The sequence below is a fragment of the Kribbella sp. NPDC004138 genome, assembly GCF_053603655.1.
Window position 1 is genome coordinate 206,826 of sequence record NZ_JBSGFZ010000011.1, and the last position, 25,501, is coordinate 232,326.

Below are 25,501 nucleotides of genomic sequence, written 5' to 3' on the forward strand. Positions count from 1 at the left end.
CGTCCCTCCCCTTCACGCGGAGGCACCCCAGCCTCCGTCGTACCGTCTTGGAGTCCGGCCGCGGGAGAAAAGTTCGCCGTCGATGTGACGTCCGCTACAGCGCTGCGCGGGTCCCGGTGACGCTGCGTACTGGTAGACACGGGAGTACGCACGCGAAGTGGACTGGGGAAGCGGATTCGATGGTGATGGCCTGGCGGTTCGGCGCCGTCGACGTCGACGCCGTCATGACCGTGATCCGTGACCCGGCAACGTTCGCGGACTGGATGATCGCCGTACCGCCGGAGCTCCGCGCCGCGGCGAACTGGCCGCAGGCCGGCAGCGTCATCCAGCGGGACGACGGCCGCGCGCCGCGCGCACGCCACGCCCACAACCGGCAGCTGGTCGTCGCGATCGTCGAGACCTGGCGGCCCGATCACGAGCTGGTCGTCCGGCTGCGCAGCGGTCTGGGCGGCTGGGTCCGCATCTCGGTGAACGTCCAGCCGCGGCCCGGCGGGGCGCTGATCGAGGTCCGCGCCGATCCGCTGACCGCCACCGCGCGGCTGCGCTTCACCGGCTCGGCCCGCGGCCGCGCCGAGGAACGCTGCGCCGAGGTCGCCGAACGCCTGATCGAGCTCGCCACCACGCCTGAAATGCCGTGATCACCCTTCCTGCAGCAGGCGCCGCAGCCGGTTCGTGGCGCGGAACTGCAGTTGTTTGACCGCGCCGTCGGTGCGGTCCATCGCGGCCGCGGTCTCGCTGATCGACAGGCCGGCGAAGAACCGCAGCAGCAGGCACTCGCGCTGGTCGTCGGGCAGGTGGGTGAGCGCGCCGCGCAGCGACGCCTCGCTCACCGACGCCAGCGCGGCCTGCTCGGGCCCGATGGCGTCGTCGATCTGCGGGTCGACCTCGTCGGTGACGATCGCCAGCCGGCTCCAGCCGGAGCGGTGATGGTCGATCACCACGTTCCGGGCGATGGTCACCAGCCAGGCCGCGAAGTTCAGGTGCGCCCGCGGCCGGCGGGCGATCGCGCGGAACGCCCGCAGGAACGTCTCGCTGGTCAGATCCTCGGCCGCACTGCGCGACGAGGTCTTGGAGTAGGTGTAGCGGTAGATCGACGGCAGGTACCGATCGTAGAGCCGCCCGAAGGCTGCTCCGTCGCCCGCTTGCGCGAGCCTGATCAGTTCGTCCTCGTCGTCGGCATCGTTGGATACTGCGGCGGTGTGTGTGGACATGTGCCGGTTACGCACCGCCCGGTGCGAAGTGGTTGATGGCCATGCGCTTCCTAAGCCCCGTTCTCAGTCAGCTACGCCGTGAACATCACGAAAAGGTTACCGAATGTCGCTCACCGTGTCACCACCTGTCCGCACAGTTGCCGACGGCGCGGGCGGCCGGTAGCTGCAGGGGCGCTGACCGGTCGGTCGCCGGCGGTGCAAGATGGGCGCATGGATCTGTCTCTCGCCACGTCGTACGACGCCTCTCCGGAGGAGGTCTTCGCGATGATCACCGACATCACGTTCCAGGAGCAGGTGTTCCAGCGGCTCCGGGCACAGTCGTACGACGTGGTGGTGGGCGACGACGGCGACGACCTGGCGGTGCAGTTCCACTGGCAGACGCAACTGTCGGACGTACCGGTGGTGGCCCGGAGGTTCATCGGGACCAGCTTGCAGTTGGAGCAGTCGAAGATCTGGCACCGGCCCGACATCGACGGGGCACGACAGGCCGACGTCGACGGAGCGGTGACCGGGGTGCCGGTGAAACTGACCGGCACGACGCGGATCGTGCCGGAAGGCCGCGGGACGACGCAGGCGTTCGACCTGCGGGTGACGGCGTCGGTCCCGGTCGTCGGTGCGCGCCTCGAGCAACTGGTCGCGGACGCGGTCCGGTCCCGGCTGGAGAAGAAGTTCGAGGTCGCCTGGTCGTGGCTGTCGGGCTCACTCTGAGTCCCAGTCCCAGCCGGTGATCGCGGCGCGCAGGAGTCCGGCCGCGGCGGACAGGTGCGCGTCGGCATTCCAGAGCAGGGTGAGCGTACGGCGGCACTCCGGGTGGTCGACCGGTACGGCCGCGACCGGGTAGCTGGGGATCGCGCGACGGGCGAACACCGGGTTGAAGCCGATGCCGAGACCCGAGCGGATCAGCTCCTGGATCGCGGCCGCCTCGTCGCTCTCGCACACGATCCGCGGAGTCGCTCCGGTCTCGGCGAACATCCGGTCGAGCAGGCGGCGTTGCCAGTGCCCCTTGCGGGCGATGACGAACGGCACGTCGACGAGGTCCGCGACCGTCACCGACGGACGGCTCGCCAGCGGATGGTCGAGTGGCGTCACCACGAGCACGGCCTCGTCGAGCAGCACCGCCGACTGCAGGCCGGCGTTCGGCACCGGCTGGGACGCGACGCAGAAGTCGACGTCCTGGGCACGCAACGCGCGCGGCATGTCCACCGCGGACATCTGCTGAAGTTCGATCTCGACGGACGGGTGTTCGCGCTTGAAGGTTGCTATGGGCTCGGTGAGCGCGAGGAAGGTCTCCGCCGCGAGCCGCACGCTGCCCGAACCCTGCGCGGTCGCCTCCGCGACCGCGCGGCGGCCGGCGTCGAGTTCACCGAGCGCGCGCTCGACGTACCCGCGGAACAGTGCGCCGGCCGGATTGAGCCGGAGCCGGGCGGTGCGGTCGAACAACGGCGTACCGAGTTCGTTCTCCAGCCGGGCGATCGTGCGGCTCAGTGACGGCTGGGCGACGTGGAGCTCGTCGGCCGCGCGGCTGAGGTGCTCGAGCCGGGCGACGACCGCGAACTGGCGGAGCATGGTCAGGTCCATCATGACCCTTCCGTCATCACGAGATAGCGATATTGGTCTTGGACGCTCATAACGCGTGAATCATAGTGTCGCGGCATGGTCAGTGGTTGGGCTCTGCGCGGGCTCGTGAGCGCGCATCTGGTAGCGATCGTCGGTCAGCCGGTGTTCGCCGGCGTCTATCTGAGCGGCGACTTCGACGGGTTGCGCCTGCACGCGGTCGGCGCGGACATCGTCACGTCGATCGGCTGTCTGCAGGTGATCGCCGCAGCGGTGGTCTGGGCGCGGCTCCGGCGGGTCTGGCCGTTCTTCGCGTCGCTCGGAGTGGTGGCGGCCGAGACAGTGCAGTACTTCGCCGGACAGGACGGTGCGCTGTGGCTGCACCTTCCGTTGGGCGTGCTGACCGTCGCCGCGGTGGTCGTGTTGTTCATCGCCGTCTGGCGGGAGGCCACGCATGCGTGAGCGGATGAGCAGGCGTCAGGTGCTGGGCATCGGTGGCGCGCTCGGGCTGGTCGCCGCGGGCGGGTTGTCGAGCGCGGCCGCACTGTCGCGGCGCCCGGCGTCGACGGGGGCCGAGCTGCGCAGCGCCATACCGTTGCCGCCCGCGTTCCAGGTGCCGTTGCCGTTGCCGCCGGTGCTGTCCGGTGCCGATCGGTACGAGATCGTGCAGCGGGAGGTCACCGCGGAGATCCTGCCCGGCGTGCCGACCCGGTTGTGGACGTACGGCGGCACGTTTCCCGGGCCGACGATCGAGTCGAGGCGAGGGCACGCGATCACGGTTGCCCACCGCAACGAGTTGCCGGTGCCGACGGTGGTCCACCTGCACGGCGGGCGGACGCCGGCGGAGTCCGACGGGTATCCGACCGACCTCGTGCTGCCGTCCGGTTGGGAGCACCACGCCCACGGCATGCACGATCCGCGGGCGGTGACGAGCAACGTCACGCGGGAGTACACGTTCCCGCTGGATCAGCGGCCGACGCTGCTCTGGTACCACGATCACCGGATGGACTTCACCGCGCCGGCCGTCTGGCGCGGCCTCGTCGGGATGCACCTCGTCCGCGACGACGCCGAGGAGTCTCTCGGTCTGCCGTCAGGGGCGCGCGAGCTGCCGTTGCTGATCGCGGACCGGGCGTTCGCCGCCGACGGTTCGTTGGCGTATCCATCGATCGACCCGTCGTTGACGATGCGACCCGGTGTCGAGGAGCGTTATCTGGCAGGTGTTCTGGGCGATGTCGTCCTGGTGAACGGCGCGCCCTGGCCGGTGCACGAGATCGATGCGGCGCGGTACCGGCTGCGGATCCTGAACGCGTCGAACGCGCGGCACTACGACCTCGAAGCGGTCCTCGACGACGGGCGGCGGCTCGACCTGGTCCAGATCGGCGCCGACCAAGGCCTGCTCAGCACCCCGGTGACGCTTCGCCACCTGCCCATCGCCCCGGCCGAGCGGTACGACGTGATTGCCGACTTCGGCCGGGTCGCCGTCGGCAGCCGGGTCCGGATTGTGAACCGCGCGGGCACCGGCCAGACCCGTGACGTGCTGGCGTTCCACGTCGTACGGAAGGCGGCCGACCCCAGCCGGATCCCGGACGTGCTGTCCGACGACCTGCCGCGTTGGCAGCGATCGGAGGCCGTCCGGACGCGGGACTTCGCGTTCCGCGCCGGGCAGATGGGCGACGGCCACGGCTGGCTGATCGGCGGCAGGCCGTTCGCGCCGGACCGGACCGACGTCACGACCCGGCTCGGCGACGTGGAGCTCTGGCGGTTGGTTGCCGACGTCCACCATCCCGTCCACCTGCACCTGGCCGGCTTCCGGATCCTGTCCCGCGGCGGCCGCGAACCCCTCCCGTCCGACGCAGGTCTCAAGGACACCGTGTCGCTGCGTCCGGGGGAGTCCGCTGAGATCATCACCCGCTTCGACGGGTACCGCGGCCGCTACCTCTTCCACTGTCACAACGCCGAGCACGAGGACATGGGGATGATGGCGAACCTGGAGATCAGCTGATCACTCGCGCCACCCGGCCAGGTCCACCGACTTGCCGGTGTCGACCCGGAACGCGAACTTGACGACGGTTTCCGCGCCGGGCCCGAGGTCGAGTTTCCAGGTGACGACGCCGAGGTCCGTGGTCTCCGACGGTTCGGGGTCGGCGGTCAGCTGTTTGACGGTGATCTCGTGGTCGCGGGCGACCGGGAACTGGTCGAGCACCGTGATTCGGGCGGCATGTGGGGTGTGGTTCTCGATCTTCGTCTCGTAGTCGACCTGCCGTCGGCGCGTCGATCCGAGCGTCGCCTTCGTCGCGCCGCGCCGGACCATCTTCCGCTCCACCCGGATGCGGTCGTCGAGGCCGAGTGCGAGTTCGACGTCCTCACCGGGCGCCCACAGCGGCAGCGCGGCCGAGCCGACGAAGTCCGCGTCGTGGAAGACCGCGGCCTTCCCGGCCGGGAGCGTGTGGACGGACGAGTTCACCACGGTGGCCCGCAGATGGACATCGGTGGATCGCACCGGGGCCGTGATGTAGTCCAGCTCGGCGTCGAGGTCGATCGCGGCGATGGTCGCGCGGTGGGTCGCGCCGTCCGCGGGCACGGCGACGGGGCGCGGCGGGGTGTAGCTGGCCGCCGTCACGCCCTGCTCGACGATCGCTTGTTGCTCCACGAAGGCGGGCGCGGCCGACTGGAGAGTCTCGGCGAACGCGTCCGTCCGGGCCGCGCCGCGCATCATCGGGGCGGCGGCGACAGGCACCGGCGGGTGGAAGCGGTCGAGGTACCAGGGATCGAGCTCGGGGACCTTCGCCGTCACGGTCGGTCGGGCCGTCGACAGGGTGAGCTCGCACTCCGGCCAGTCCTCGCCGGTGGCCTGCGTGATCACGCCGTACCAGTTGAGCGTCAGCCGATCGCCCCGCAGACGGACGTCGTACGAGCTGGACCAGCCGGCCGCGGGCACGACGTACGAGAGCTCGATCTCGACCTCCGCCTCGGACTCGGCCTCGAGCGTGACGGCCGCGGACCGCCGGTCGGGTGTGCGTTTCTCCGAGAGCGCGGCGAGCTGCCGGCCGATCGCGGCGAGACGGTCGTCGACGTCCCGGCGCTGCGCGGTCAGCTCCCGGCGGGTCGCCCGTACGCCGGCCAGTCGGCTTGCGAGCGACTCGGTGAACCCGCCGAGCTCGGCGGTCGAGTCGCCCGCCGCCAGCGCCCGCGCGAAACTTCCGCCGGCCCGCTTGGCCAGCTGCGCGAGGAACGTCTCCAACTGGACCTGTACGTCGTCCGCGTCGGTCAGCGCAGCGATCTCGTCCTGCGCCGCACGCCGCTGCCGCTCGAGCTCGGCGACTGTCTCGTCCGGAGCTTGCGGATGGTGCTGAGTCGCCACGTCCACCCCGAGTACGGTCGCCGGCCCGCGCCCGGACACGCGGACCGAGTCGTCCTGCAGCAACAGCGGCAGCGGCTCGACGTACACAGTCTGGTCCCCGGCCGGCACCACCACCCGCCCACGCCGGGTGACCCGCGCCCGATCCGGATACACGGTCACCGCGACGATCGGCGCATCCACGACAAGTTCGCTCATGTGTTGACAGTAGCCGCGAGGAGTTCGAGTTGGCGGCGGTAATCGTCGAGGCCCGCGGCGGCGAGCCTGCAGACGAGGTGCGTGGTGCCGGCTTCGACGTACGCCCGGAGGTGTTCGGTGACGTGGGACGGGGGGCCGGCGACGACCGCCTGGATCTTGCGGAGGTCTTCGAGGTCCATGCCGTAATTGGTGCGGGCGTAGCCGCGGAGGCGGTCCTCGCCTTCGGCCAGTGAGTTGGTGATCGCGACCGAGACGAACAGCGCGGGCGTGACGGCGCGGCCGGACTGTTGCACGACCTTCAGGCCGGTGGCGTAGTCGTCGGCGCGTGGGGGATAGGGCAGCCAGCCGTCGTACAGCCGGCCGGTCCGTTCCAGCGCGGCCGGGGTCGATCCGCCGAGCCAGATCGGCGGTCCGCCCGCGGTGTGCGGCCTGATCGTCGGCGGTACGTCGTCCAGCCGCAGTACGTCGCCGTGGAACGTCACCGGCTCGTCCGCACTCCACAGCCGCCGCCAGAGCGCGACCGTCTCGTCGAGCCGCGCGAACCTGCGCTCCCACGGCACCTCCGACAACCGGTGCAGCGGTACGCCGAAGCGCCCGGGGAATCCCGCACCGACGCCGACCACCAGCCGGCCGCCTGACAGCAGGTCGAGCGACGCCAGGCTGTGCGCCGCGTTCACGGGACGTCGGGTGACCGGCATCAACGTTGCCGTACCGATCGTCACGCGTTCGGTGGTCGCAGCCGCTGCGGTCAGCACCGTCAGCGCCTCGATCCGCGGTGTCAGCACCGAGTCGTTGGCCCACACCGAGTCGTACCCCAGCTCCTCGGCCGCGACCGCCAGCCGCACCACCTGCCGCGGCTCGTCGCCCGCCGTCCACTGCGCTTTCACCGTCGGCAGCAACACGCCGACCTTCGCATCCAAGTCCATACCGCCGATCGTCGCGAGCGCCGTCCGCCTGGGCAATTCCCGCCTGGGAATCGGCCGCTCGGAACGATAGGTAGTTCGCCGTTTCGCCTTGCAGGCATGGGATTTCGTGGGTTCGGTGGATTTGGCGAATCGTCATACATTCGATAGAATCGAACGCATGTTCGAAAATGATCTGGGTGGGTTGCCGACCCGCGACCTGCTGGAGGCCGCGGCTGAGTGCCGTGCGGTGGCGAGCCGGGCCGACGCGCGGGTGCTGGAGTGTGCCCAGGTCTACGCTGACCGGTTTCATCCCGCGGTGTGTGGGGTGCGGCCGGGTCGGCGGGTGGGTGGTGGGCGGGAGCGTGCGGTGGTGCTGGGTGGTGAGGGTTGCCCGGAGATTGCGGAGTTCGCGGTGGCGGAGTTCGGTGTCGTGGTCGGTGTCTCTCCTGGTGTGGGGCGTCAGATCATCGCCGATGGCCTGGCGTTGCGGCATCGGTTCCCACGGATCTGGGCGCAGGTTCAGGCTGGTGAGGCGACTGCGTGGAAGGCCTGTCAGATCGTGCGGTGCTGCGGGAAGCTGGACCTGCAGGGGGCGGCGTATGTGGACCGGCGGGTGGCGCCGGTCGTGGACACGATCTCGCCGTACCGGCTGGACAAGATCGTGGCCGCAGCCAAGAAGCAGGCCGATCCGGGGCTCGCTGAAACCGACGCCGCGGAAGCAGCCGCCGAGCGTGGCGTGTTCGTCGGGCGCGGGGACGGGCACGGCAACAAGACGATCTACATCAAGGCCGCGGCCGGCGGGGTGAATCGGTACAACGCGGCCATCGCCGCGATCGCCGAGGCGTTGAAGACCTTCGGTGACACCCGCCCCGTCCAGCACCGCCGAGCCGAGGCTGTCGGCATCATCTGCGACCCAGCCTTTACCCAAGAACTCCTGACCCAAGCCCGAGCTCAAGGCGCCGCGGCAGGGCACGACAACGCCCCACCTCAAGCCGCCCCACAGACCGAAGCCGACCCGACAATGGACGTTCGGGCCGGAGCCGACCCCGCAGCGGACGCCCAGGGCGAAGCCGACGCGATACTGGATGTCCGGGCCGGAGCCGACGTAGCGGCCACGAGCGAGGCAGCGATCAAGGCTGCCGACGAGCGCGTGCGTTGGGGGAGCGGGACGCTTGTGACGGCCGACGGTGCCGGCGTCGCGTGGGTCGACGTCGCGTGTGCGGACGGAGAGGACGATCTGCTGGAGCCGTCTGATCCACGGGAGCCGGTCGGGCCGATGGAGGATCCGTGGTTGGAGGCGTCGGGGCCACGCGACCTCGATCTGCCGGTTGATCCGTACGACGGCCGCTCGCCCGACCCGAGGACCCGGACCGCTGAGGCGCAACCGATGGACGCTGCCACGCTCCGGGCGCTCGACGCACGACTCGCGCAAATCAAACAGGACGCCTACTCGGCAGACCCGACCAGGGCCGGCCGAGTCAGGGGACACGTGCGTCCAGGGCAGACCGAGGTGATCGTGCATCTCACCGACAAGACGCTGGCGAGTGGTGCCGGCGTCGTGCGGGCTGAGGGCATCGGGCCGCTGCTGGCCAGCCAGCTGGCCGAACTGGTCGGGCACGGTCCCTACACGGTGAAGCCAGTCATCGACCTGAACGACGCGGTCAGCGTCAACGCCTACGAAATCCCCACCCGGATTCGTGAGCGGGTGCGACTGATCCACCCGGTCGAACTCTTCCCGTACGGCACCCGCGAGACCAGCGACTCCATCGACCTCGATCACATCGAGCCCTACGACCTTCACGGGCCAACAGGCCAGACCAGCACCACCAACCTCGCGCCGCTCGGACGGTTCGGTCACCGGGTGAAGACGCACGCCCGCGGATGGTCCGTGCACCGCATCGACCACAAGACGCTCGAATGGACCACACCGCACGGCTTCACCTTCCATGTAGACCCCGACGGCACCCATCGAATCCCGTCTCCGGGCGGAACGTGAGGCAGCCAGGCGGAGGCGGCTCTGACGTCAGTGGTGCCGGCGTGCTACCTGTCCGGGGTGTCCACGCGGCTGGTGGAGTCGTTGATGGAGACGCTGGGCATCACTGGCCTGTCACGTCCCACGGCAGTGTGATGGCCAGGAACCTCGACGAGCTGGCGCGCGACTTCCGTGAGCTGCTGTTGGACGAAGGTCCGTCCACATTCCTGGCTGCGGACGCGCTGACCATGAAGGTCCACGAGGGCGGCGGCCAGGCGATCAAGATCGCGGTCATGGTCGCCACCGCTGAAGGTGAAGCCGCCCTGGGCAGGAGGATCAGCTTGTCTCTCGACCACGTCGAACACGCCCTCGCCGAAGGTTCGGTCTGCGGGGCGCGACCGGGGAGACGACCGAGGACCTGGTGTTACAGACGTCATCGGCATCTTCCCCGACCGCGCCGCGGTCATCCGCCTCGCCGGAGCCGTTCTGGCCGAACAACACGACGAATGGGCAGACGGACGCACAAGATCCGACGACCAGGGCTGGCGGATGCAGGTAAACGCCAGCCACGCCTCACGGAGTACGGCGGCGGCCGAGCTGATCCGGTACGCCGGGGAGGGTGACCTCGCGCCGGACCTCTACACGGAGGCGGCCTTCGGGATGGCGTCCAGCTGCTCCAGGGCCTCGGTGAGTGGGGGGGACCTCGTGGAGATGGAAGGTGCCGGTGGTGTAGTCGGTGACCTGGTGCCACTCGTTGTCGATCACGTAGTACACGTGCGGGCTGACTGCGCCCGGGCTCGTGGTGAAGAGTTCGGCGGTGCGGCTCACCATGGCAGCCAGTGCGTTCAGCGCCGTCTGATCTCGCAGCACATGAATCACGAGCTGGTCGCGCGCGGGCATGGCGACAAGACAACCGTGGGCAGGGTCCTCGACCCGGAGCGATTCGCGCAGCACCGTGTCGAACACGAGTGCTCTCGACGCGGTGAACATGCCTCCGCCGACAACGGTCAGCTCGGCACCGGCCAGCTGCACGGTCTCGACCTCGTCCTGGATCCGCCGAAGGTTCGCGAGGCCGATCCGGGTGGCCTGATCTCGTGTCAGACCGAGCCTGTCGACGTCGAAATACATCGCGGCCGCGCGACCCACGTAGACAGCCGGCACCACGACGACACCCGGCACGAATTCAGGTGTGTCGCGGACCATGTCAGGATCGTGGAACGCTGCACACGCGAGCCTGAGATAGAGCTTGTTCTCCAGGTCGTCCGGCACCGTGATGACTTCGTCGGGTCTGGGCATCTGATCGAAGTGATCACTGACCTCGGCGTGCCACTGCTGTCGTGGCAGGTTCGCGACCTTGAGGGCGAGGTTGCCCAGACCTGCGGTCATTCCGCCGGCCGCGTCTGCAGACACATCCCCGGTTCCGACCGGCACCAGGGCCGCGACGCCGTCGTACCGCATCGCGAAGCCGCGCTTCGCCGCTGCTGCCTCTGCGAGGCGCACCAATCGCGCGGCCTGCCCGACGGTCAGCGGCCTGAGCTGCGGATGCGGGTGCTGGTCGGCTCCGAGCGTCTGCCGGCCACGCCGGCGGTGATTCCTGTGCTTGTTCATTCGAGCACCTCCTTGCCCCAAGAACGTACGGTTTTCCGCCGGCCGCGGACGGAGGAACCTCGCGGCCTGTGGATAACTGCCTGGGGATAGGCGGCTGTTAGCGTTAAAACCACTGACTCCGCTTCAGCCCTTGACGATGCCGCCTGCGACTCAGTAGCTTGCAGGCAATCTTTTTAACGTTAATATCCCGGGAGCGCCGATGCAGCACGCCAACCGTGGGCCGGCTCCGCACGGTCATGTCACGCTGGTGCAGGTCGCGCAGCGGGCGGGGGTGTCGGCGCAGTCGGTGTCGAACGCACTGAACAACCCCGACCGGGTGGCGCCGGAAACCCGCAAGCGGATCCTGGCCGCGGTGGAGGAGCTCGGGTACGAGCCGAACCTGTCCGCCCGGGCGCTGCGCAACCGGAGCTCGTCGCTGATCGCCTTCAAGATGCGGCCGTCCCGGCCGGACAAGGCGTCGCTGCTGATGGACGACTTCCTGTACGTGCTCAACGCCGCCGCGGTCGAGGCCGGCTACCACCTGATCCTGTGCCACGCCGAGGACGGACCGGCCGGCGAGATCAAGGCGTACCGGGACCTGCTGAAGAAGACCTCCATCGACGCGTTCGTGCTGGCCGAGACGCATCACAACGACGACCGGGTCGCGGCGTTGCGTTCGTGGGGTGTGCCGTTCGCGTCATTTGGCCGCTCCTGGGACGGCGACGACAGCCTGGCCTGGGTCGACGTCGACGGCCGCGCCGGAACCCGGGCGGCGACCGACCACGTGGCGGCCCAGGGGCACCGCCGGATCGGCCACATCGGCTGGCTCGCGGAGTCCGAGCTCGGCCAGGACCGCCGCGAAGGGTGGCTCGACGCCTGCCGCGACCGGGAGCTGGAGACCGACCTGCAGGCCGCGGTCGTCGACTCCCTCGAAGCCGGCCGGCAGGCCGCGCACCGGATGCTGGACGCCTCCCGCCCCGCGACCGCCCTGGTCTGTGCGTCCGACACGCTCGCGCTCGGCGTGATGCGCGCGCTGCACGAGCGCGGGTTGCGGCCGGGCGCCGACGTCGCGATCACCGGGTACGACGACTCGCCGACGGCCGCCCTGGTGAGTCCGGGACTGACCACCCTGCGCCAGCCGATCGACGAGGTCGGACGGCAACTGATCCAGGCCATCGACAACCTGATGGCCGGCGATCCCCGTGAGCCGCAGCACGTGCTGCTCGAGCCGGAGCTGGTGGTCCGCGGATCCAGCCTCCCCGGGCCCCGCACGTCCGCTGTGCCAACCTCCTGAAGGGACACAAGATGAGGCACGGAACCAGAATGCTCGCGGCGGTCGGCGCCGCGGCACTCGTGGTGACCGCAGTGATCTCCGCCCCGGCCGCTCCGGCGGCCACCCCGCCCGCCGGCCCGTTCGTGGTCGGCGTCGAGAACCTCCCCAACGGCCGCGGCGTCGGCGGCGCCATGGACCTGACGTCGTACGGCGACCTCGACTGGGTCCATGTGACAGGTTCAGGGATCGACCGGAAGGCCGGTGTACCGCAGGCGCTCACCGTCGACGACCTGAACCCGGCGGGTGGCCGGACGACGCTCGACGACAGCCCAATCTCGTTCGGGTGGTCGGACGGCGCCTCGCCGGCGACCGGCGTCACCACCGGCGGCGTCTTCAACTACGACACGACGACGGTGGGGGACACGACGGCCCACGACGCCGGGTACCGGATCACGGTCCCGGCCGCAGACTCGCCACGACGCCTGGTGTTCGTGGGTGGGATCTGGCAGGCCCGTGGATCGGTGACCGTGACCGCGACCGACGGCAGCAGTTCGTACACCACGCAGATCAACGCAGGCGGCACCGCCGCGGCGAAGCGCTACACCGTGACGATCCGGCCAGGCCAGGGCGTTGTCGTGACCGGCCGCTTCGCGAGCAAACTTAATGCCGCCGGCAATCTGTCGTTGTCGGCCGCGGCGCTCTCGACGCTTGGTACCGGGTTCTCGGCGACCGCTGTGCCGGTGTCGCTGAACCTGACGGCCGAGGGGGTCAGCGACTGGATGCACCTCGACGGATCGACGATCAACCGCCGGGCCGGTGCGCCGGTGCTCGCGGTCGCGAATCGGCAGTCCGGGGGAGCGATCGGCTCGCAGAACGACAACCCGGTCAGCTATTCATGGACCGACGGTACGCCGACCGCCTCCGAGCCTGGCACCCGTCACGGCGGCATCTTCTTCGCCGACGGCGCGAACACAGGCGTGGATCTCACCGATCCGTACGGCTACGACCTCACGGTCCCGGCCGCAGCGGAACGGCGTACCCTGCACTTCGTCTCCGGTGTCTGGCGCGCCGCGGCGAGGATCTCGGTCTACCTCGACGGTGCGTCGACGCCGACCTACGTGAGCGCCGAACTGGTCAGCACCGACCCGTCGGTCACCCGGGTGTTCGAGCTGAACCTCGAGGCGGGACAGTCGGCCCGCGTCAGTGCAAAGCTGACCCGCAAGACGCATGCCTCCGGCAACGTCACGCTCGCGGGTGTGACGCTGGCGTCGGCCGGTAGCTACCGAGCTCTGGTGCAGAACATGCTCGACCAGGCCGCGGCGGCGGACGTGTACGCGGCGAGCGAGTCCGCGCAACGGCAGCTGGACAACGAGATCGCGGCGGCGACCGCGACCCTCGCGGACGGCGGCGCGCAGGCGGACGACCTGCGGCTCGCGTACGACTTCCTCAAGGCGGCGTTCGACGAAGCGGTCTCGTCCGCGGCGAACGCGCAGTACACCTACGTCACCAACCCGGGCCTCACCTCCTCGTTCGGCTGGGAGGGTGACCTGAACGCGCCGATCGCCTTCATCGACGGCAGCTACCGGCTGCGCAGCCGGGGCGACGCGATGATCACCTTCGGAGTGCCGAACATCCCGGGCAAGATCAAGTGGTCCAACGCCGAGGGATACCTGCCCGCGTTCATCAGCGAGTACGCCAAGGACGGTCTCGGTATCACGGTCGAGAACTTCGCCGACCTCGTCGTTGTCAACGGCAACCGCTTCGAGATCGCGTACTCGCGGATGACCGTCACCAACACCACGTCCGCGCCGGCTCGTCTGCCGCGGGTGTCGAGCCTGCTGACGCCACTGAACGATGCCGGCGAAACGGTCGGCGCCGGCCAGACCGTCGTCCGCGACTATGCGGTGGCAGCAGATCGGTTCGGCAGCACGTACGACTGGCCGACGGCTGAGCAGGTGCGGACCCTTGGCGGCTTCGACGAGCACTACCGGCACATGCGGCAGTACTGGAACAACCGGCTGTCGGCGATCGCGGACATCACTGACCTGCCCGACCGGCGGCTGATCAACGCCTACAAGGCCGGGTACATCTACACGCTGATCATCCGCGACGACATCAACGGCGCCAAGGAACTGCACGTCGGCGAGAACGGGTACGACGAGATGTTCGACCACGACACGATCGGCATCGTGTCGACGCTGCTGACGGTCGGCGACTTCACCTACGCCCGGGACTACCTGTCCACGCTGCCGGCGCAACTGCAGTACGACGACGCGAAGTGGAAGTACAGCTGGCCGTACGCGCTCTATCTGCAGCGCACCGGCGACAAGGACTTCATCCGCAGCCGGTTCGAGACGATCAAGAAGAGCACGCACACGATCGAGACCGACCGGATCGACGGCGGCACGGGCATCATCAAGCAGACCGACGCGATCGACTCCCACGGGTACTGGACGATCGACAACTGGTCGGCGCTGACCGGGCTCACGACGTACCGCTATCTCGCCACGGCACTCGGCGAGACCGCGGAGGCGGCGTGGGCGAAGGCGGAGTACGACGATCTGCTGAAGGTGGCGACCGCGCGTATCGAGCAGACGATGAAGCAGTACGACCTGGACTACCTCCCGATCTCGATGGTGGAGCCGAACGAGACCGGGCCGCGCAAGGACCCGCGGGACGCGAACTGGGCCTCGATGTTCCTGTTCGGGCGCTGGGCGTGGGACGGGTACCTGTTCGGCGCCGACCAGCACGGGACGATGCTCGACAAGATCGACGACACGTACACGCACGGGTTCGAGCGGCGCAAGGACGTCTCGGACACCATCTACAACTTCGGCGGGTACCCGCACGGGTACTTCTCGAGCGCGTACAACGCCGGGTACGGGAGTGCGGCGCTGCGGGGTGAGGAGTACCGCGACCTCGGGATCAAGTCGTACCAGTACATGATCGACAAGACGATGAGCGGGCCGTTCGGCTGGTGGGAAGGCGTCGACTACCCGAGCGCCGACTCGCCGTGGACCATCGACCACGCCCGGGGCGGCGGCGGTTCGAACCAGCACATGTGGGGTCAGTCCACCGCGACCAAGGTGCTGTTCGACTCGCTGATCGCGGAGAAGTCGGACGGGACCGTGATCATCGGCCGCGGTGTGCCGAACGAGTGGATCCGCAACCGTCAGCAGATCGCGCTGAACAGCTACCCGGTCACCGGAGGCCGCATCGGCTACCAACTCACCACGTCCGGCAGGGCGGTGACGCTCCGGCTCAGCGGTGACACCGCGAAGCCGACCGGTTACAGTATCGAACTCCCGGTGCTGCGCGACAACATCGCCCACGTCTCGACCGAGGGCGCCGTCGTCGACCAGGTCACCGGCACCGTCCGCCTTCCCCGCGGCACCACCCAGGCGACCGTGGTGCTGCGCCGCGCCCCGTAGGTCGGCGAAACGGCTCCGGCTGGCGCATACTGGGGCCAAATGGAGACAACACGCGCGAAGCGCCGCCTAGCCACAAGTCCCTTCAAGCAGCCGGTGCCCGCACCGATCAAGACGTTCGAGGTCGGTGGCCGGGTTTCCCACGACAAGGAAGGCATCGGCCGGATCACCGCGGTCGAGGGCGCCGAAGCGGTGGTGGTGGACCTTGGGAAGGGCCGTCTCCTCCGGGTCATGGCCCCCTTCCACAAGCTTCACCAGCTCTGACCGGGTCCCGAGGCGATCATCCGCTCGGCCGGACGACCTCCACCAGAGGCTGTCCGGCCGGGGCGCGGATCCGCGCGCGTCACACCATCAGAAGCTGAGCTCGACGCGGGTCCCGGCGGGATCACCTGGATGGCGAAGCCACAGCACGCCGTCCTCGTACCTCGACTCACTGACGCCCTGCACCGCCGTCGGCTCGGACGGCACGCGGAGCGCCGTCGTGACCTGTACGCCGCGCGGCGCCTCGCAGCTGAACCTGATCGTGGTCGTGTCCCGCTGCCAGTCCACGACGCGGCCCGCGGAGGCGAGGAGCGTCTCGTCGTCGTACGTGAGGTCGCGCAGCCAGGCCAGCTGTCCCGGCCCGAGCTCGCGGCGCCGGACGATCGGCAACTGAGGGTCGAGCAGATCGAGGTAGGTGCCCTCGACAAGCTGTGAGCCGCCCGCCTCGTCCAGCACGGCGCCGATCAGGTACGGACCGCGCTGCACCGACAGCCAGTTGCTCGACTTCCAGGTGTGCCCGCCCGCTTCGGCCAGGTCGCGGATCGCCGACACCAGCTCGGCCGCGCGCTCCGGCGACTCGGTGAACTCGGCCGGCCGGGACGCGATGAACCGCACCCGCCCCTGACCGCTCGCCTGGACGCCGTCACGCGAGCGGTCCGCCCCGAGCGCCTCGGCCAGATGGTCGGCGCAGGTGTCGTATCGCCCGGTCCACCACGAGCGGATCTCGTGGTATGGGTCCGCGCCGTCCCCGACGTACAGCAGGCTGCCGCCGCGGCTGACCCACCCGGCCAGCGCGTAGTGGATGCCCGGCGCCAACGGCTTCTGGAACTCGTAGCTCAGAACGAGTACGTCGACATCGTCCAGCGCGTCCGGAGTGTCGATGACGTTCTCCAACTGGACCGGGCAGACCCGCTGCCCGTCGAACAGCGCGGGCAGGGCCAGTCCGTAGAAGTCGGAGAAGTGCAGCTGCTCGCGGCCCTCCAGCGCCAACGCGTCCTGCAGACCGTCGTAGCGGCCGCTCTCACCACCGGGCGCCCAGCGCTGGAACATCGCGGTGTCGGACAGCGCGATCCCGATCCGCGGACCCTCCTGGGACCAGCGCACGTCGGGCTGGTCGAGATCGCGCAGGCTGTTCATCGCGATCAGGTAGCTGGTCGCCGTGTCCGGCGGGATGAGCTCGCGCTCGGCGGATCCCTCCCGCAGGTACGGGCGGTTGAAGATCCGGTGCGGCCACGGGGCCACCTCGTACCGCGCGACGCCGGGATGCAGCAGCGACGCGACCAGCGTGCGTTGGTAGTTGGCGAGGTAGTCCTCCCAGGTGCGGTCCGGGTGGTCTTCGATCGGGTCGTGCAGGAACCACATCCGCCGGTCCGTGCCGCGGGTCAGGTCCTGCGCGATGCCGTACTCCAGGTACGCCGTCTCGAAGGTGCGCTCGGCGACCTTCCCGGCGTACACGTTCGGCGTCCGGGACGTGCCGGTCCACACCTGCGCGATCGCACCGTCGATCGACGGCAAGGTTCGCAGCCGCGATTCGGGGCTGATGATCTGCCACTGCGTGTAGTTCAGCAGGCTGTGCGTGGGGACGTAGAAGCGCACCTCGCGGCCCTGGGCGAGCGCCTCGTCGCGGAGCACGGACGTCACCCGGTCCAGGCTGCGGGAGAGCAGGTGCTGCTTGAGCTGCCCGGAGCGGAAGTGCGCCTCGGGTGTGCTGTGCGGCGCCTGCCACGGCTCCTTGAAGAACGCCTGCCACTCACGCTTGAACGACTCGGAGTAGCCGGCCCGCGCCCAGAACTCCGGCTCCTCGAGGTGGATGCCCTCGACACCGAGCTCGATGATCGGGCGGAGCTTCTGCACCAGGTACTCGGTGAAGGCGAAGGTCGGCACCATGTACGGAATGTCGGTGCTCTCACCGTGCAGGATCGGCGAGCCGTCGCCCGCGGTCTGCGCGTCCGCCCAGTGGCCGGAGCCGTCCCATCGGCCGTCCAGGTAGTCCTGGTACGTGCCCCAGGAGATCCCTGTCATCAGGTGGATCCGGTACCCGGCCTCGCGCCACCGGGCGATCCGCTCCGGCGTGCTGTCGTTCAGGCCGTAGACCATCACGAAATCGGTGCGGAGGTCGATCGATTCGTCGTACGGCGCCTGCTCCTGGAAGCCGGTCGCCTCGCCGTGCTTGTCGGTGCTGTCGGTCATGCGCTCTTCCGTTTCCTCGACGTCCAACCACCCTTTCCCGCCGGAGCGGCCGGGCGCCAGGGTGCTGTCAGGAACTGGACAGCGCGCGCTAACCGAGCAGGTCTGCCTGCTGGAGTTGGCGCCAGATCTCGGACTGGTCCACGACCTCGACGCCGAGTTTCTCCGCCTTCGTGAGCTTGGCGGCGCCGACGTCGGCGCCGGTGATCAGGTAGTCGGTGCTCGCCGAGACGGAGGAGGCGATCGTCGCGCCCGCCTTCTCGCAGAGCCGCTGGAAGGCGGGCCGGGCCACCTTCTCGCCGGAGCGCGGGTCGCTGATCGCGCCGGTGACGACGACGGTCTTGCCGGCCAGCGGGGCGCCGGCCGCGACGACCGGCGGCAGGTCCTCCTCGCGGACGTCGAGTGACACGCCGGCGGCGCGCAGCCGCTCGAGCTCGGGACGCAGCCGGGTGAGGTGCTCGATCAGCGAGGCGGCGACCTTCGGGCCGATGTCGTCCACGGCGACCAGGCCGTCGACACCGGAGTCGGCGACCTCCTCGAGCGAGCCGAAACCGGCCCGGCACAACCGCGCCGCGGTGCCCTCGGACGCCATCGGGATCGCGAGGCCGATCAGCGCGCGCCGGAGGCCGACCCGCCGGCTGGTGTCGATCGACTCGATCATCCGGGCCGCCGAGATCTCACCGATCCGGTCGAACTCCAGCAGCCCTTCGGCGGTCAGCCGGTAGAAGTCCGACGGGTTCTCCAGGATGCCGGCCTCGGCCAGCCGCTCGATCCAGACGCCGCCGATCGCGTCGATGTCGGCGGCCGCGCGGGACGCCCAGTGGATCAGGCGACGCACGGTCTGCGCCGGGCAGGAGACGTTGGTGCAGAACAGTTCGCGGCTGTTGCCCTGCTCGGTCAGCGGCTGGTCGCACGACGGGCAGGTGCTGGGCGGCACGATGTCGCGCTCCTGCCCGGTGCGCTTCGACGCGTCGAGCACGCCGGCCACGAACGGGATCACGTCACCGGCCCGGCGGACCAGCACCGTGTCGCCGATCTTGATGTCGCGGGCGCGGATCACCTCCTGGTTCGCCAGGGTGGCGCGGGTGACCGTCGTACCGCCGACGAAGACCGGCTCGAGCCAGGCGACCGGCGCGATCTTGCCGGTCTTGCCGACGTCCCAGACCACGTCGGCGAGCAGCGTGGTCTTCTCCTCGGCGGCGAACTTGAACGCCAGCGCGCCGCGGGGCGAGCTCGACCGGGTGCCGGCGGCGGCGAAGGCGTCCCGGTCGGCGAGCCGCAGCACGGCGCCGTCGAGGTCGTAGTCGAGCTCGTTGCGCTGCTGCTCGATCGTGGTGATCACCGCCTGCGCCGCGGCGGCGTCGTCGCAGTGGCGCATGTCGGCCACCGTGAACCCCATGGTCTGCAGCGCACGCTCGAGGTCGGCCTCGGCCTGGTCGCTGAGGAGGTCGAACGCCAGGAACTGCAGCCGCCGCTCGGCGACGGTGGCCGGGTCCTTCGCGCGCAACGTCCCGGCCGCCGCGTTCCGCGGGTTGATCAGCGGCTTGTCCGGATGTGCTGCGTTGTAGGCGGCGAAGGTGGAGCGCAACATGACCGCTTCACCGCGGACCTCGGTCCGGTCCGGCACGTCGAGGCGGTCCGGGACGCCGTCGGCGAGCGCGCGCACGAGCGGGGTCACGTCGTCGCCGGTGGTGCCGTCACCTCGCGTGACCGCCCGGGCGAGGCGCCCGTTCTCGTACACCAAAGCCAGGGACAGGCCGTCCAGCTTCGGCATCACGACCACCGGCTGGCCGGGGAAGCGGGCGAAGAACGCCTCGACCTGCTCGGGGCGGGTCGCCTTCTCCAGCGACAGCATCGGTCGCGAGTGCCGGACCGGCGCATGCAGCACCGCGGGCGCGCCGACCTGGTCCAGCGGGTTCGGGTCGGGGGTCAGCTCCGGGTTGGCCTGGACGAGCGCCCGCAGCTCGTCCTCGATCGCGTCGTACTCCGCGTCGGCGACCGACGGCGTCCCCTGGTAGTAGGCGTCACGCAGCACCACGATGCGATCGGCGAGGTCCTGAATCCGCTCCCCAATATCCACGCCAGGACCCTACCCGGGACGTCCGACAATCCGCGGGATCTCCGGTGCCGGTGGGAATCGCCGGCGGTCACTCGATGACCGCGCTGCCCTCCGTCAGGTGGGTCTCCTCGCGTTTGCGGGGCAGCATCAATGCGGGGATCAGGGTCAGCACGACCAGCACCCACGCCACCCAGAACGTGCTCGCGAACGCGGCGGCGGCGTCGGCGAGGCCGCGGGCGAGCGCGACGGGATCCAGGTGCAGCGCGGCGATGATGACCGGGCGGGTGTTGGCCAGGATGGCGGCCTCGGTCTCGCGGAGCCCGTCGCCCAGCCCGGGGATCTGGTCCGTCCCGGGGATGATCGGCGAGTCGTTGAGGTGGTTGGTGAGGATGACCGACATCGTCGCGACCCCGCACGACGACGCGATCTGCTGGGTGATGTTGAGCAACGTCGAACCGCGTGCCACCTGGGGACCGGCCAGCGTCCGCAGCGCCGACGTGAACAGCGGCATCATCGTGCCGCCCATCCCGAAGCCCATCACGACCAGCATCACGATGATGATGCCGTACGGCGTCGTCGCGGTGAGCTGCGTCAGGCCGAACATGCCGATCACGATCAGCCCGAGCCCGAACGGCACGATCCGGCCCACCGGCACCTTGTCGACCAGCCGTCCCGCGATCGGCATCGTCACCATCGCGCCGAGCCCCTGCGGCGCGACCAGCAGACCGGCCTGCAGCGTCGACTCGCCGCGGATCTGCTGGAAGTACGTCGGCACCAGGAGCAGCCCGCCGAAGAAGGCGGCCGCGAACAGGAACATCGTCACGATCGACACCGTGAGGTTGCGGTCCTTGAACAGCCTCAGGTCGAGCAGCGGATGTTTCGGCCGGAACGAGTGCCAGACGAACGCCGCCATCAGCAGCAGCCCGGCCAGGATCGAGACCCACACCCGCGGCGCACCGAAGTCACCGTTCTCGGCGGGCAGCGACGACACGCCGAACAGGAACAACGCCAGCCCGGGCGACATCAGCAGGACCCCGACGACGTCCAGGGTCTCCGAGCGGTGCGGCGTGTCCCGCTGCAGCGCGAACCAGGCGTAGACGATCGCGATCACGCCGAGCGGGACGTTGATGAGGAAGATCCAGTGCCAGCTCGCCACCTGGATCAGCCAGCCGCCCAGGATCGGGCCGAGGATCGGGCCGAGCAGCATCGGAACGCCGAGGATGGCCATCAGCCGGCCCATCCGGTGCGGTCCGGCGGCCCGCGTCATGATCGTCATGCCGAGCGGCATCAGCATGCCGCCGCCGAGACCCTGCAGCACCCGGAAGCCGATCAGCATGTTGATGCTGGTCGCGGTGGCGCACAGCGCGGAACCGAGGGTGAACAGGAGGATCGCCATCATGTACAGCCGCTTGGTGCCGAACCGGTCGGCGGCCCAGCCGGTCAACGGGATCACCGTCGCCAGCGCGAGCGTGTACGCCGTGACGGTCCAGGCGACCGTCGAGTAGGCGACCGGACTCTCGGGTGTGCCGAACTCGTCCTGGAACGTCGGCAGCGCGACGTTGACCACGGTGATGTCGAGGATCGACATGATCGCGCCGAGCACGACCACGCCGGCCACCTTCAGGACCGCGGCGTCGATGTTGTCGGGATACTCGGAACGGGTCGCTGGTTCGCTCACGGTCTGGCCCCCCTCGCACGATGCGCTCTGTGCAGACACTACGCCCGTCGCCCCACCCCGTGGCTAGCTTTTCCTCCAGTCCGAAGTGGCGTTGAAGCGGGTCGGTTGCTGTGGGGGTGGGGGTGGTTTAGAGTTGCGCAAACGATTGAGCAGCGGCGGGTGAGGGAGGGGGCGGGGTGGTGGGGCTTCCGTTGGCGGGGGTGGTGGTGCTGGATTTCAGTCAGTTTCTGGCGGGGCCGGTGGCGGCGCTGCGGCTTGCCGATCTCGGCGCCCGGGTGCTCAAGGTCGAGCGGCCGGCGACCGGGGAGATCGGTCGCACGCTGGCGTTCGCGGGACGGTGGGCGGACGAGGACACGGTCTCGTTCCACGCCATGAACCGGAACAAAGAGGCGGTCGTCGCCGACCTCAAGGACCCCGGCGAACTCGAGCTGGTCCGGAGGCTCGTGGCGCGGGCCGACGTACTCATCCACAACTTCCGGCCAGGGGTCATGGAGCGGCTGGGCCTCGACTACGCGTCGGTGCGGGCGCTCAATCCGGGCCTCGTGTACGCGGCCGCGTCCGGGTACGGCGCCGACGGCCCGTGGGCCGATCGCCCGGGACAGGACCTGCTCGCGCAATCCGTGTCGGCTCTCACCTGGGTGGGCGGCGGCGATCGGCCCGTGACCGTCGGGCTCTCGCTGGCCGACCATCTGATGAGCTGCCACCTCGCCGAGGGCGTCACTGCACTGCTCGTCCGGAAGCTGCGCACCGGCCGCGGCGGCCTGATCGAGACGAGCCTCCTCGAAGGCATGCTCGACCTGCAGTTCGAGCGGCTTACCGCCTGCCTCAACCCTCCGGCGACCGAACCGACCCCGCCGGATCTCTTCGTGCCGTCCGCCCTCTACGCGACGGCCGACGGCCACCTGGCCATCGCGCCGACCCGCCCGAAGACCCTTCTCCGCGCCCTGCGCGCACCAGCCGGAGTGGAGGTCGGCGGCGTGGAACAGGTCGGTCGGTGGGTTGCGGAGCGGCTGGCGGTGGGGCGTACCGCGGACTGGGTCGAGATGGTGGGTGCCGCCGGGGTCGACTGTGTGCCGCTGCGGACGCTGGACGAGGTGATCGGGTCGGCGGACTTTGCTGCGGTCGGGATGACACAGGTCGTCGAGCGGGAGCCGGCCGAGCCGGGTGGTGAGCCGCTTCGGTTGACGACAACTCGGAGTCCGATCCGGATCGACGGCCAGGTGCTTCGGGCCGGCCGAGCTGCCCCGCGGCTCGGAGAGCAGGGGCGGCTGCGTGACGGTGCGGACCCGTTCGCCGCCGATCCGCCGATTGCTCAGTAGGGTGGGGAGCATGGCGACTCTGGGTGACGTTGCTGCCCGTGCCGGGGTGTCGATCTCCGCTGTGTCCCGGGTGCTGAGCGACGCGCCGGACTCGCGGGTGAGCGCGGCGACCCGGCAGCGGATCGTCGACGCAGCGCGGGAGTTGCAGTACCGGCCGAACTTCGCGGGCCGGGCGCTCAAGTCGGCGCGGACGCAGGTCGTCGGGCTGGTCGTACCGGACATCACCAACGCGCTGTTCACCGAGCTCATGCACGGAGCGGAGGACGAGGCGACGGAGCGCGGGTACACCGTGCTGCTCGGGCGCTCGGACGACGTACGGCCGGGTGGTGAGGTGATCGCGCGGCTGATCGGCGAAGGCCGGGTGGACGGTATGGCGCTGCAGGTCGGCGACGCGGTGCTGCCCGCGGGTCTCCAGGACCTGCTCACCACACAGGCGCCGATCGTGCTGGTCAACTCGTCCAGTCCGGGCTACGTCGGCTCGGTCACGCTGCACGATCACCGTGGTGCGCTGATCGCGACCCAGCATCTGCTCGAGCTGGGGCACGAGCGGATCGCGTTCGCGAACGGGTTGCCGCGATCGTTCACCGCGAAGCGGCGGCGCACGGGGTACAAGCTCGCGCTCGCAACCGCCGGCGTACGGGTGCCGAAGGAGTACGAAACCAGGGTTGGCTACACCGTGGACAACGGGCGTACGGCGTTGCATCGGCTGATGGCGCTGGAGCCGAGGCCGACGGCGATCGTGGTGGCCAACGTGAACGCCGCTGTCGGTCTGCTGGCGGAGGCGCGCAAGGCGGGGATCCGGGTGCCGGAGGACCTGTCCGTGGTGACCGTGCACGACTCGTGGACCGCCGAGAACACCTGGCCGCCGTTGACCGCGGTCAAGATGCAGTTCTACACGGTCGGTCGTACGGCGGTGCGCAGCGTCATCCGGCGGATCGAGACCGGCGAGACCTCCGACGAGGTGGTCACCGACCCGCCGCCGGAACTCGTCGTCCGCGAGTCCACCGCGCCGCCACGCCGTACCACCTGACCGGCCGGGTTCGCGTCAGGGGGTTCTGTCGCGGTGGCGCAAAAGTCCGTGCTCAAACGATTGACCAGCCTCGCCGTCGCGGTCTAGCGTTCTGCTCCAACGTTTGAGCAGGTGGGGCACGCGAAGGAGTCCGTCATGAAGTCACCCGGTTCTCGTCCCGGGACAGTGCGCACGCTGGCTGTCGCGACCGTCGCCTGCGCGGCGGCCCTGCTGACCGCGTGCGGCTCGTCGGCCGGCGGCGCCGGCGCGGATGTCAAGCAGACCGACTCCGGCGGCGCGATCACCGTCTGGGTCGACCCGCCGCGGGTGCCGGCCGCGAAGGCGTTCCAGCAGGCGCATCCCGAGATCAAGGTGACGCTGAACCAGATCGACGGGACCGTCGGCGGCAAGTCGCTGCAGCAGCAGTTCGCGCAGTTCAACCAGGCCGGCAAGGGCTGGCCGGACGCGATCTTCTTCCCGTCGAACGACGACATCGCCTGGGCGTCGGGCACCCAGGTCAACTACACCGCCGACCTCACCGACCTGGTGCCGGACGTGATCAAGGGCTACGAGAACGCCGTCATCGCCCCCTGCAAGATCGACGGCAAGATCCGCTGCCTGCGCAACGACGCCGCGCCCGACATCTTCTGGTACAACAGGGCGTTCTTCACCCAGTACGGCTACCAGGTCCCGAAGACCTGGGAGGAGTACGGCGACCTCGCGCTGCGGATCGCGAAGGAGCACCCCGGCAGACTCAGCGGCTTCACCGGCGACGCGTACGCGCCCGACCGATACCTCTGGGCCTCCGGCTGTCCGACGAACGCCCGCAAGTCCGAGACCGAGGTGCACGTCGACCTGACCGACCCGAAGTGCGTGCGCGCGAAGGACCTGCTGGCGAAACTCGTGCAGGCCAAGGCGGTCTCGACCCTCGGCATCTTCGACGCCGACGCCGCGAAGGCCGGCAAGGACCTGGTGATGAGCCCGGGCGCCGCCTGGTGGGGCGACTACCTGTTCCGGCAGTCCTGGAAGATCCCGGCCGGCCAGATGACCGGGGTCGCGCCGCTGACCTGGCAAGGCGAGGACAAGCCCGCGACCGGCAACGAGGGCGGCGGCCTGTGGGGTTTCTCGCGGCACATCACCGGCAAACAGTTGGAGAACACGCTGACCTTCGCGAAGTTCGTTGCCACGGACCCTAGGTGGCAGGTCGAGCTGTCGACCGGTCTGCCGGCGTACGGCCCGGTGCAGGACGCGTGGATCGCGAAGCAGACCAAGGGGAAGTACTTCGCCGACAACGCGACGACGTTCGCCGCGATGAAGGGTGCGAACGCATACGTCCAGCCGGACCACTCGTACCTGCTCTACAACACCGGCAGCGTCTGGACCGAGACGATGGCCGCCGGCCTGGCGTCGGGGAAGACCGTCGACCAGGCCTGGACCGGGTTCAACGACGAGCTCCTCAAGCAGGCCAAGGCCATGGGCTACACGGTCAAGTAGGGGTACGC

19 protein-coding genes and 2 pseudogenes are annotated in these 25,501 nt (G+C 69.7%); 13 read left to right on the plus strand and 8 right to left on the minus strand.

Going from position 1 to position 25,501, the window contains the following annotated elements; translation table 11 throughout:
- Positions 1 to 179: 179 nt before the first annotated feature.
- Positions 180 to 638 (plus strand): hypothetical protein, encoded by a 459-nt coding sequence (locus ACWEOO_RS18030; RefSeq protein WP_452143928.1) that lies wholly within the window; start codon positions 180 to 182, stop codon positions 636 to 638.
- On the opposite strand, the gene ACWEOO_RS18035 is transcribed toward ACWEOO_RS18030, so the two are convergent.
- Positions 639 to 1,211 carry a sigma-70 family RNA polymerase sigma factor gene (locus ACWEOO_RS18035; protein ID WP_359924243.1) on the minus strand — a complete coding sequence of 191 codons (573 nt, stop codon included), beginning with the start codon at positions 1,209 to 1,211 and terminating at the stop codon, positions 639 to 641.
- A 210-nt stretch (positions 1,212 to 1,421) separates the two neighbouring features.
- Between ACWEOO_RS18035 and ACWEOO_RS18040 the strand changes: the two genes are divergently transcribed.
- On the plus strand, positions 1,422 to 1,919 hold the full coding sequence (locus ACWEOO_RS18040) for a DUF2505 domain-containing protein (RefSeq protein ID WP_452143929.1): 498 nt from the start codon (positions 1,422 to 1,424) through the stop codon (positions 1,917 to 1,919).
- Here ACWEOO_RS18040 and ACWEOO_RS18045 read toward each other — a convergent pair.
- Complete coding sequence (locus ACWEOO_RS18045) at positions 1,911 to 2,792, minus strand: LysR family transcriptional regulator (RefSeq protein WP_452143930.1); 882 nt, start codon at positions 2,790 to 2,792, stop codon at positions 1,911 to 1,913. The genes ACWEOO_RS18040 and ACWEOO_RS18045 overlap by 9 nt on opposite strands.
- Positions 2,793 to 2,864: 72 nt before the next feature.
- Here ACWEOO_RS18045 and ACWEOO_RS18050 point away from each other — a divergent pair, with 72 nt between their 5' ends.
- Positions 2,865 to 3,227, plus strand: a complete 363-nt coding sequence (locus ACWEOO_RS18050; protein ID WP_452143931.1) for a hypothetical protein — start codon at positions 2,865 to 2,867, stop codon at positions 3,225 to 3,227.
- On the plus strand, positions 3,220 to 4,767 hold the full coding sequence (locus tag ACWEOO_RS18055; protein ID WP_452143932.1) for a multicopper oxidase family protein: 1,548 nt from the start codon (positions 3,220 to 3,222) through the stop codon (positions 4,765 to 4,767). Before ACWEOO_RS18050 ends, ACWEOO_RS18055 begins: the two co-directional genes overlap by 8 nt.
- Here ACWEOO_RS18055 and ACWEOO_RS18060 read toward each other — a convergent pair whose 3' ends face one another.
- On the minus strand, positions 4,768 to 6,321 hold the full coding sequence (locus tag ACWEOO_RS18060) for a mucoidy inhibitor MuiA family protein (RefSeq protein WP_452143933.1): 1,554 nt from the start codon (positions 6,319 to 6,321) through the stop codon (positions 4,768 to 4,770).
- Entirely contained in the window at positions 6,318 to 7,247 is a 930-nt protein-coding gene (locus ACWEOO_RS18065; RefSeq protein WP_452143934.1) for an LLM class flavin-dependent oxidoreductase, read from the minus strand. The genes ACWEOO_RS18060 and ACWEOO_RS18065 overlap by 4 nt, the downstream gene beginning before the upstream one ends.
- Positions 7,248 to 7,362: 115 nt before the next feature.
- Here ACWEOO_RS18065 and ACWEOO_RS18070 point away from each other — a divergent pair, with 115 nt between their 5' ends.
- The 3 genes and pseudogenes from ACWEOO_RS18070 to ACWEOO_RS18080 all read left to right on the plus strand — a co-directional run.
- On the plus strand, positions 7,363 to 9,222 hold the full coding sequence (locus ACWEOO_RS18070; protein ID WP_452143935.1) for a hypothetical protein: 1,860 nt from the start codon (positions 7,363 to 7,365) through the stop codon (positions 9,220 to 9,222).
- Between the two features lie 6 nt (positions 9,223 to 9,228).
- Positions 9,229 to 9,503: pseudogene (locus tag ACWEOO_RS18075) on the plus strand (transposase); the annotation flags it as partial.
- A 52-nt stretch (positions 9,504 to 9,555) separates the two neighbouring features.
- Positions 9,556 to 9,720: pseudogene (locus ACWEOO_RS18080) on the plus strand (transposase); the annotation flags it as partial.
- A gap of 51 nt (positions 9,721 to 9,771) precedes the next feature.
- Here ACWEOO_RS18080 and ACWEOO_RS18085 read toward each other — a convergent pair.
- A complete protein-coding gene (locus ACWEOO_RS18085; protein ID WP_452143958.1) occupies positions 9,772 to 10,806 on the minus strand; it encodes a hypothetical protein in 1,035 nt (344 codons plus the stop codon).
- 199 nt (positions 10,807 to 11,005) lie between these two features.
- Between ACWEOO_RS18085 and ACWEOO_RS18090 the strand changes: the two genes are divergently transcribed.
- The 3 genes from ACWEOO_RS18090 to ACWEOO_RS18100 are packed head-to-tail and all read left to right on the plus strand — an operon-like array spanning position 11,006 to position 15,750.
- Entirely contained in the window at positions 11,006 to 12,079 is a 1,074-nt protein-coding gene (locus ACWEOO_RS18090; protein ID WP_452143936.1) for a LacI family DNA-binding transcriptional regulator, read from the plus strand.
- Positions 12,080 to 12,090: 11 nt separating this feature from the next.
- A complete protein-coding gene (locus tag ACWEOO_RS18095; protein ID WP_452143937.1) occupies positions 12,091 to 15,489 on the plus strand; it encodes a sugar-binding protein in 3,399 nt (1,132 codons plus the stop codon).
- Between the two features lie 39 nt (positions 15,490 to 15,528).
- Positions 15,529 to 15,750 carry a hypothetical protein gene (locus ACWEOO_RS18100; RefSeq protein WP_452143938.1) on the plus strand — a complete coding sequence of 74 codons (222 nt, stop codon included), beginning with the start codon at positions 15,529 to 15,531 and terminating at the stop codon, positions 15,748 to 15,750.
- Between the two features lie 87 nt (positions 15,751 to 15,837).
- On the opposite strand, the gene ACWEOO_RS18105 is transcribed toward ACWEOO_RS18100, so the two are convergent.
- From ACWEOO_RS18105 to ACWEOO_RS18115, 3 genes are all read right to left on the minus strand, one after another.
- Positions 15,838 to 17,937: a hypothetical protein gene (locus tag ACWEOO_RS18105; protein WP_452143939.1), complete on the minus strand. Its 2,100-nt coding sequence runs from the start codon at positions 17,935 to 17,937 to the stop codon at positions 15,838 to 15,840.
- Between the two features lie 88 nt (positions 17,938 to 18,025).
- Positions 18,026 to 20,014, minus strand: a complete 1,989-nt coding sequence (ligA, locus tag ACWEOO_RS18110; protein ID WP_452143940.1) for an NAD-dependent DNA ligase LigA — start codon at positions 20,012 to 20,014, stop codon at positions 18,026 to 18,028.
- A gap of 67 nt (positions 20,015 to 20,081) precedes the next feature.
- Positions 20,082 to 21,671, minus strand: coding sequence for a DHA2 family efflux MFS transporter permease subunit (locus ACWEOO_RS18115; protein WP_452143941.1), 1,590 nt, complete (start codon positions 21,669 to 21,671; stop codon positions 20,082 to 20,084).
- 179 nt (positions 21,672 to 21,850) lie between these two features.
- Between ACWEOO_RS18115 and ACWEOO_RS18120 the strand changes: the two genes are divergently transcribed.
- The 3 genes from ACWEOO_RS18120 to ACWEOO_RS18130 all read left to right on the plus strand — a co-directional run bounded on the left by ACWEOO_RS18120 (position 21,851) and on the right by ACWEOO_RS18130 (position 25,493).
- A complete protein-coding gene (locus ACWEOO_RS18120; protein ID WP_452143942.1) occupies positions 21,851 to 22,990 on the plus strand; it encodes a CaiB/BaiF CoA transferase family protein in 1,140 nt (379 codons plus the stop codon).
- A gap of 10 nt (positions 22,991 to 23,000) precedes the next feature.
- Positions 23,001 to 24,020, plus strand: coding sequence for a LacI family DNA-binding transcriptional regulator (locus ACWEOO_RS18125; protein WP_452143943.1), 1,020 nt, complete (start codon positions 23,001 to 23,003; stop codon positions 24,018 to 24,020).
- A gap of 135 nt (positions 24,021 to 24,155) precedes the next feature.
- Positions 24,156 to 25,493 carry an ABC transporter substrate-binding protein gene (locus ACWEOO_RS18130; protein WP_452143944.1) on the plus strand — a complete coding sequence of 446 codons (1,338 nt, stop codon included), beginning with the start codon at positions 24,156 to 24,158 and terminating at the stop codon, positions 25,491 to 25,493.
- Positions 25,494 to 25,501 lie beyond the last annotated feature (8 nt).

Coding starts and splice junctions, on each gene's coding strand:
- ACWEOO_RS18030 (WP_452143928.1), top strand. CDS start 180: ATGGTGATGGCCTGGCGGTTCGGCGCCGTCGACGTCGACGCCGTCATG.
- ACWEOO_RS18035 (WP_359924243.1), bottom strand. CDS start 1,211: ATGTCCACACACACCGCCGCAGTATCCAACGATGCCGACGACGAGGAC.
- ACWEOO_RS18040 (WP_452143929.1), top strand. CDS start 1,422: ATGGATCTGTCTCTCGCCACGTCGTACGACGCCTCTCCGGAGGAGGTC.
- ACWEOO_RS18045 (WP_452143930.1), bottom strand. CDS start 2,792: ATGATGGACCTGACCATGCTCCGCCAGTTCGCGGTCGTCGCCCGGCTC.
- ACWEOO_RS18050 (WP_452143931.1), top strand. CDS start 2,865: ATGGTCAGTGGTTGGGCTCTGCGCGGGCTCGTGAGCGCGCATCTGGTA.
- ACWEOO_RS18055 (WP_452143932.1), top strand. CDS start 3,220: ATGCGTGAGCGGATGAGCAGGCGTCAGGTGCTGGGCATCGGTGGCGCG.
- ACWEOO_RS18060 (WP_452143933.1), bottom strand. CDS start 6,321: ATGAGCGAACTTGTCGTGGATGCGCCGATCGTCGCGGTGACCGTGTAT.
- ACWEOO_RS18065 (WP_452143934.1), bottom strand. CDS start 7,247: ATGGACTTGGATGCGAAGGTCGGCGTGTTGCTGCCGACGGTGAAAGCG.
- ACWEOO_RS18085 (WP_452143958.1), bottom strand. CDS start 10,806: ATGAACAAGCACAGGAATCACCGCCGGCGTGGCCGGCAGACGCTCGGA.
- ACWEOO_RS18090 (WP_452143936.1), top strand. CDS start 11,006: ATGCAGCACGCCAACCGTGGGCCGGCTCCGCACGGTCATGTCACGCTG.
- ACWEOO_RS18095 (WP_452143937.1), top strand. CDS start 12,091: ATGAGGCACGGAACCAGAATGCTCGCGGCGGTCGGCGCCGCGGCACTC.
- ACWEOO_RS18100 (WP_452143938.1), top strand. CDS start 15,529: ATGGAGACAACACGCGCGAAGCGCCGCCTAGCCACAAGTCCCTTCAAG.
- ACWEOO_RS18105 (WP_452143939.1), bottom strand. CDS start 17,937: ATGACCGACAGCACCGACAAGCACGGCGAGGCGACCGGCTTCCAGGAG.
- ACWEOO_RS18125 (WP_452143943.1), top strand. CDS start 23,001: ATGGCGACTCTGGGTGACGTTGCTGCCCGTGCCGGGGTGTCGATCTCC.
- ACWEOO_RS18130 (WP_452143944.1), top strand. CDS start 24,156: ATGAAGTCACCCGGTTCTCGTCCCGGGACAGTGCGCACGCTGGCTGTC.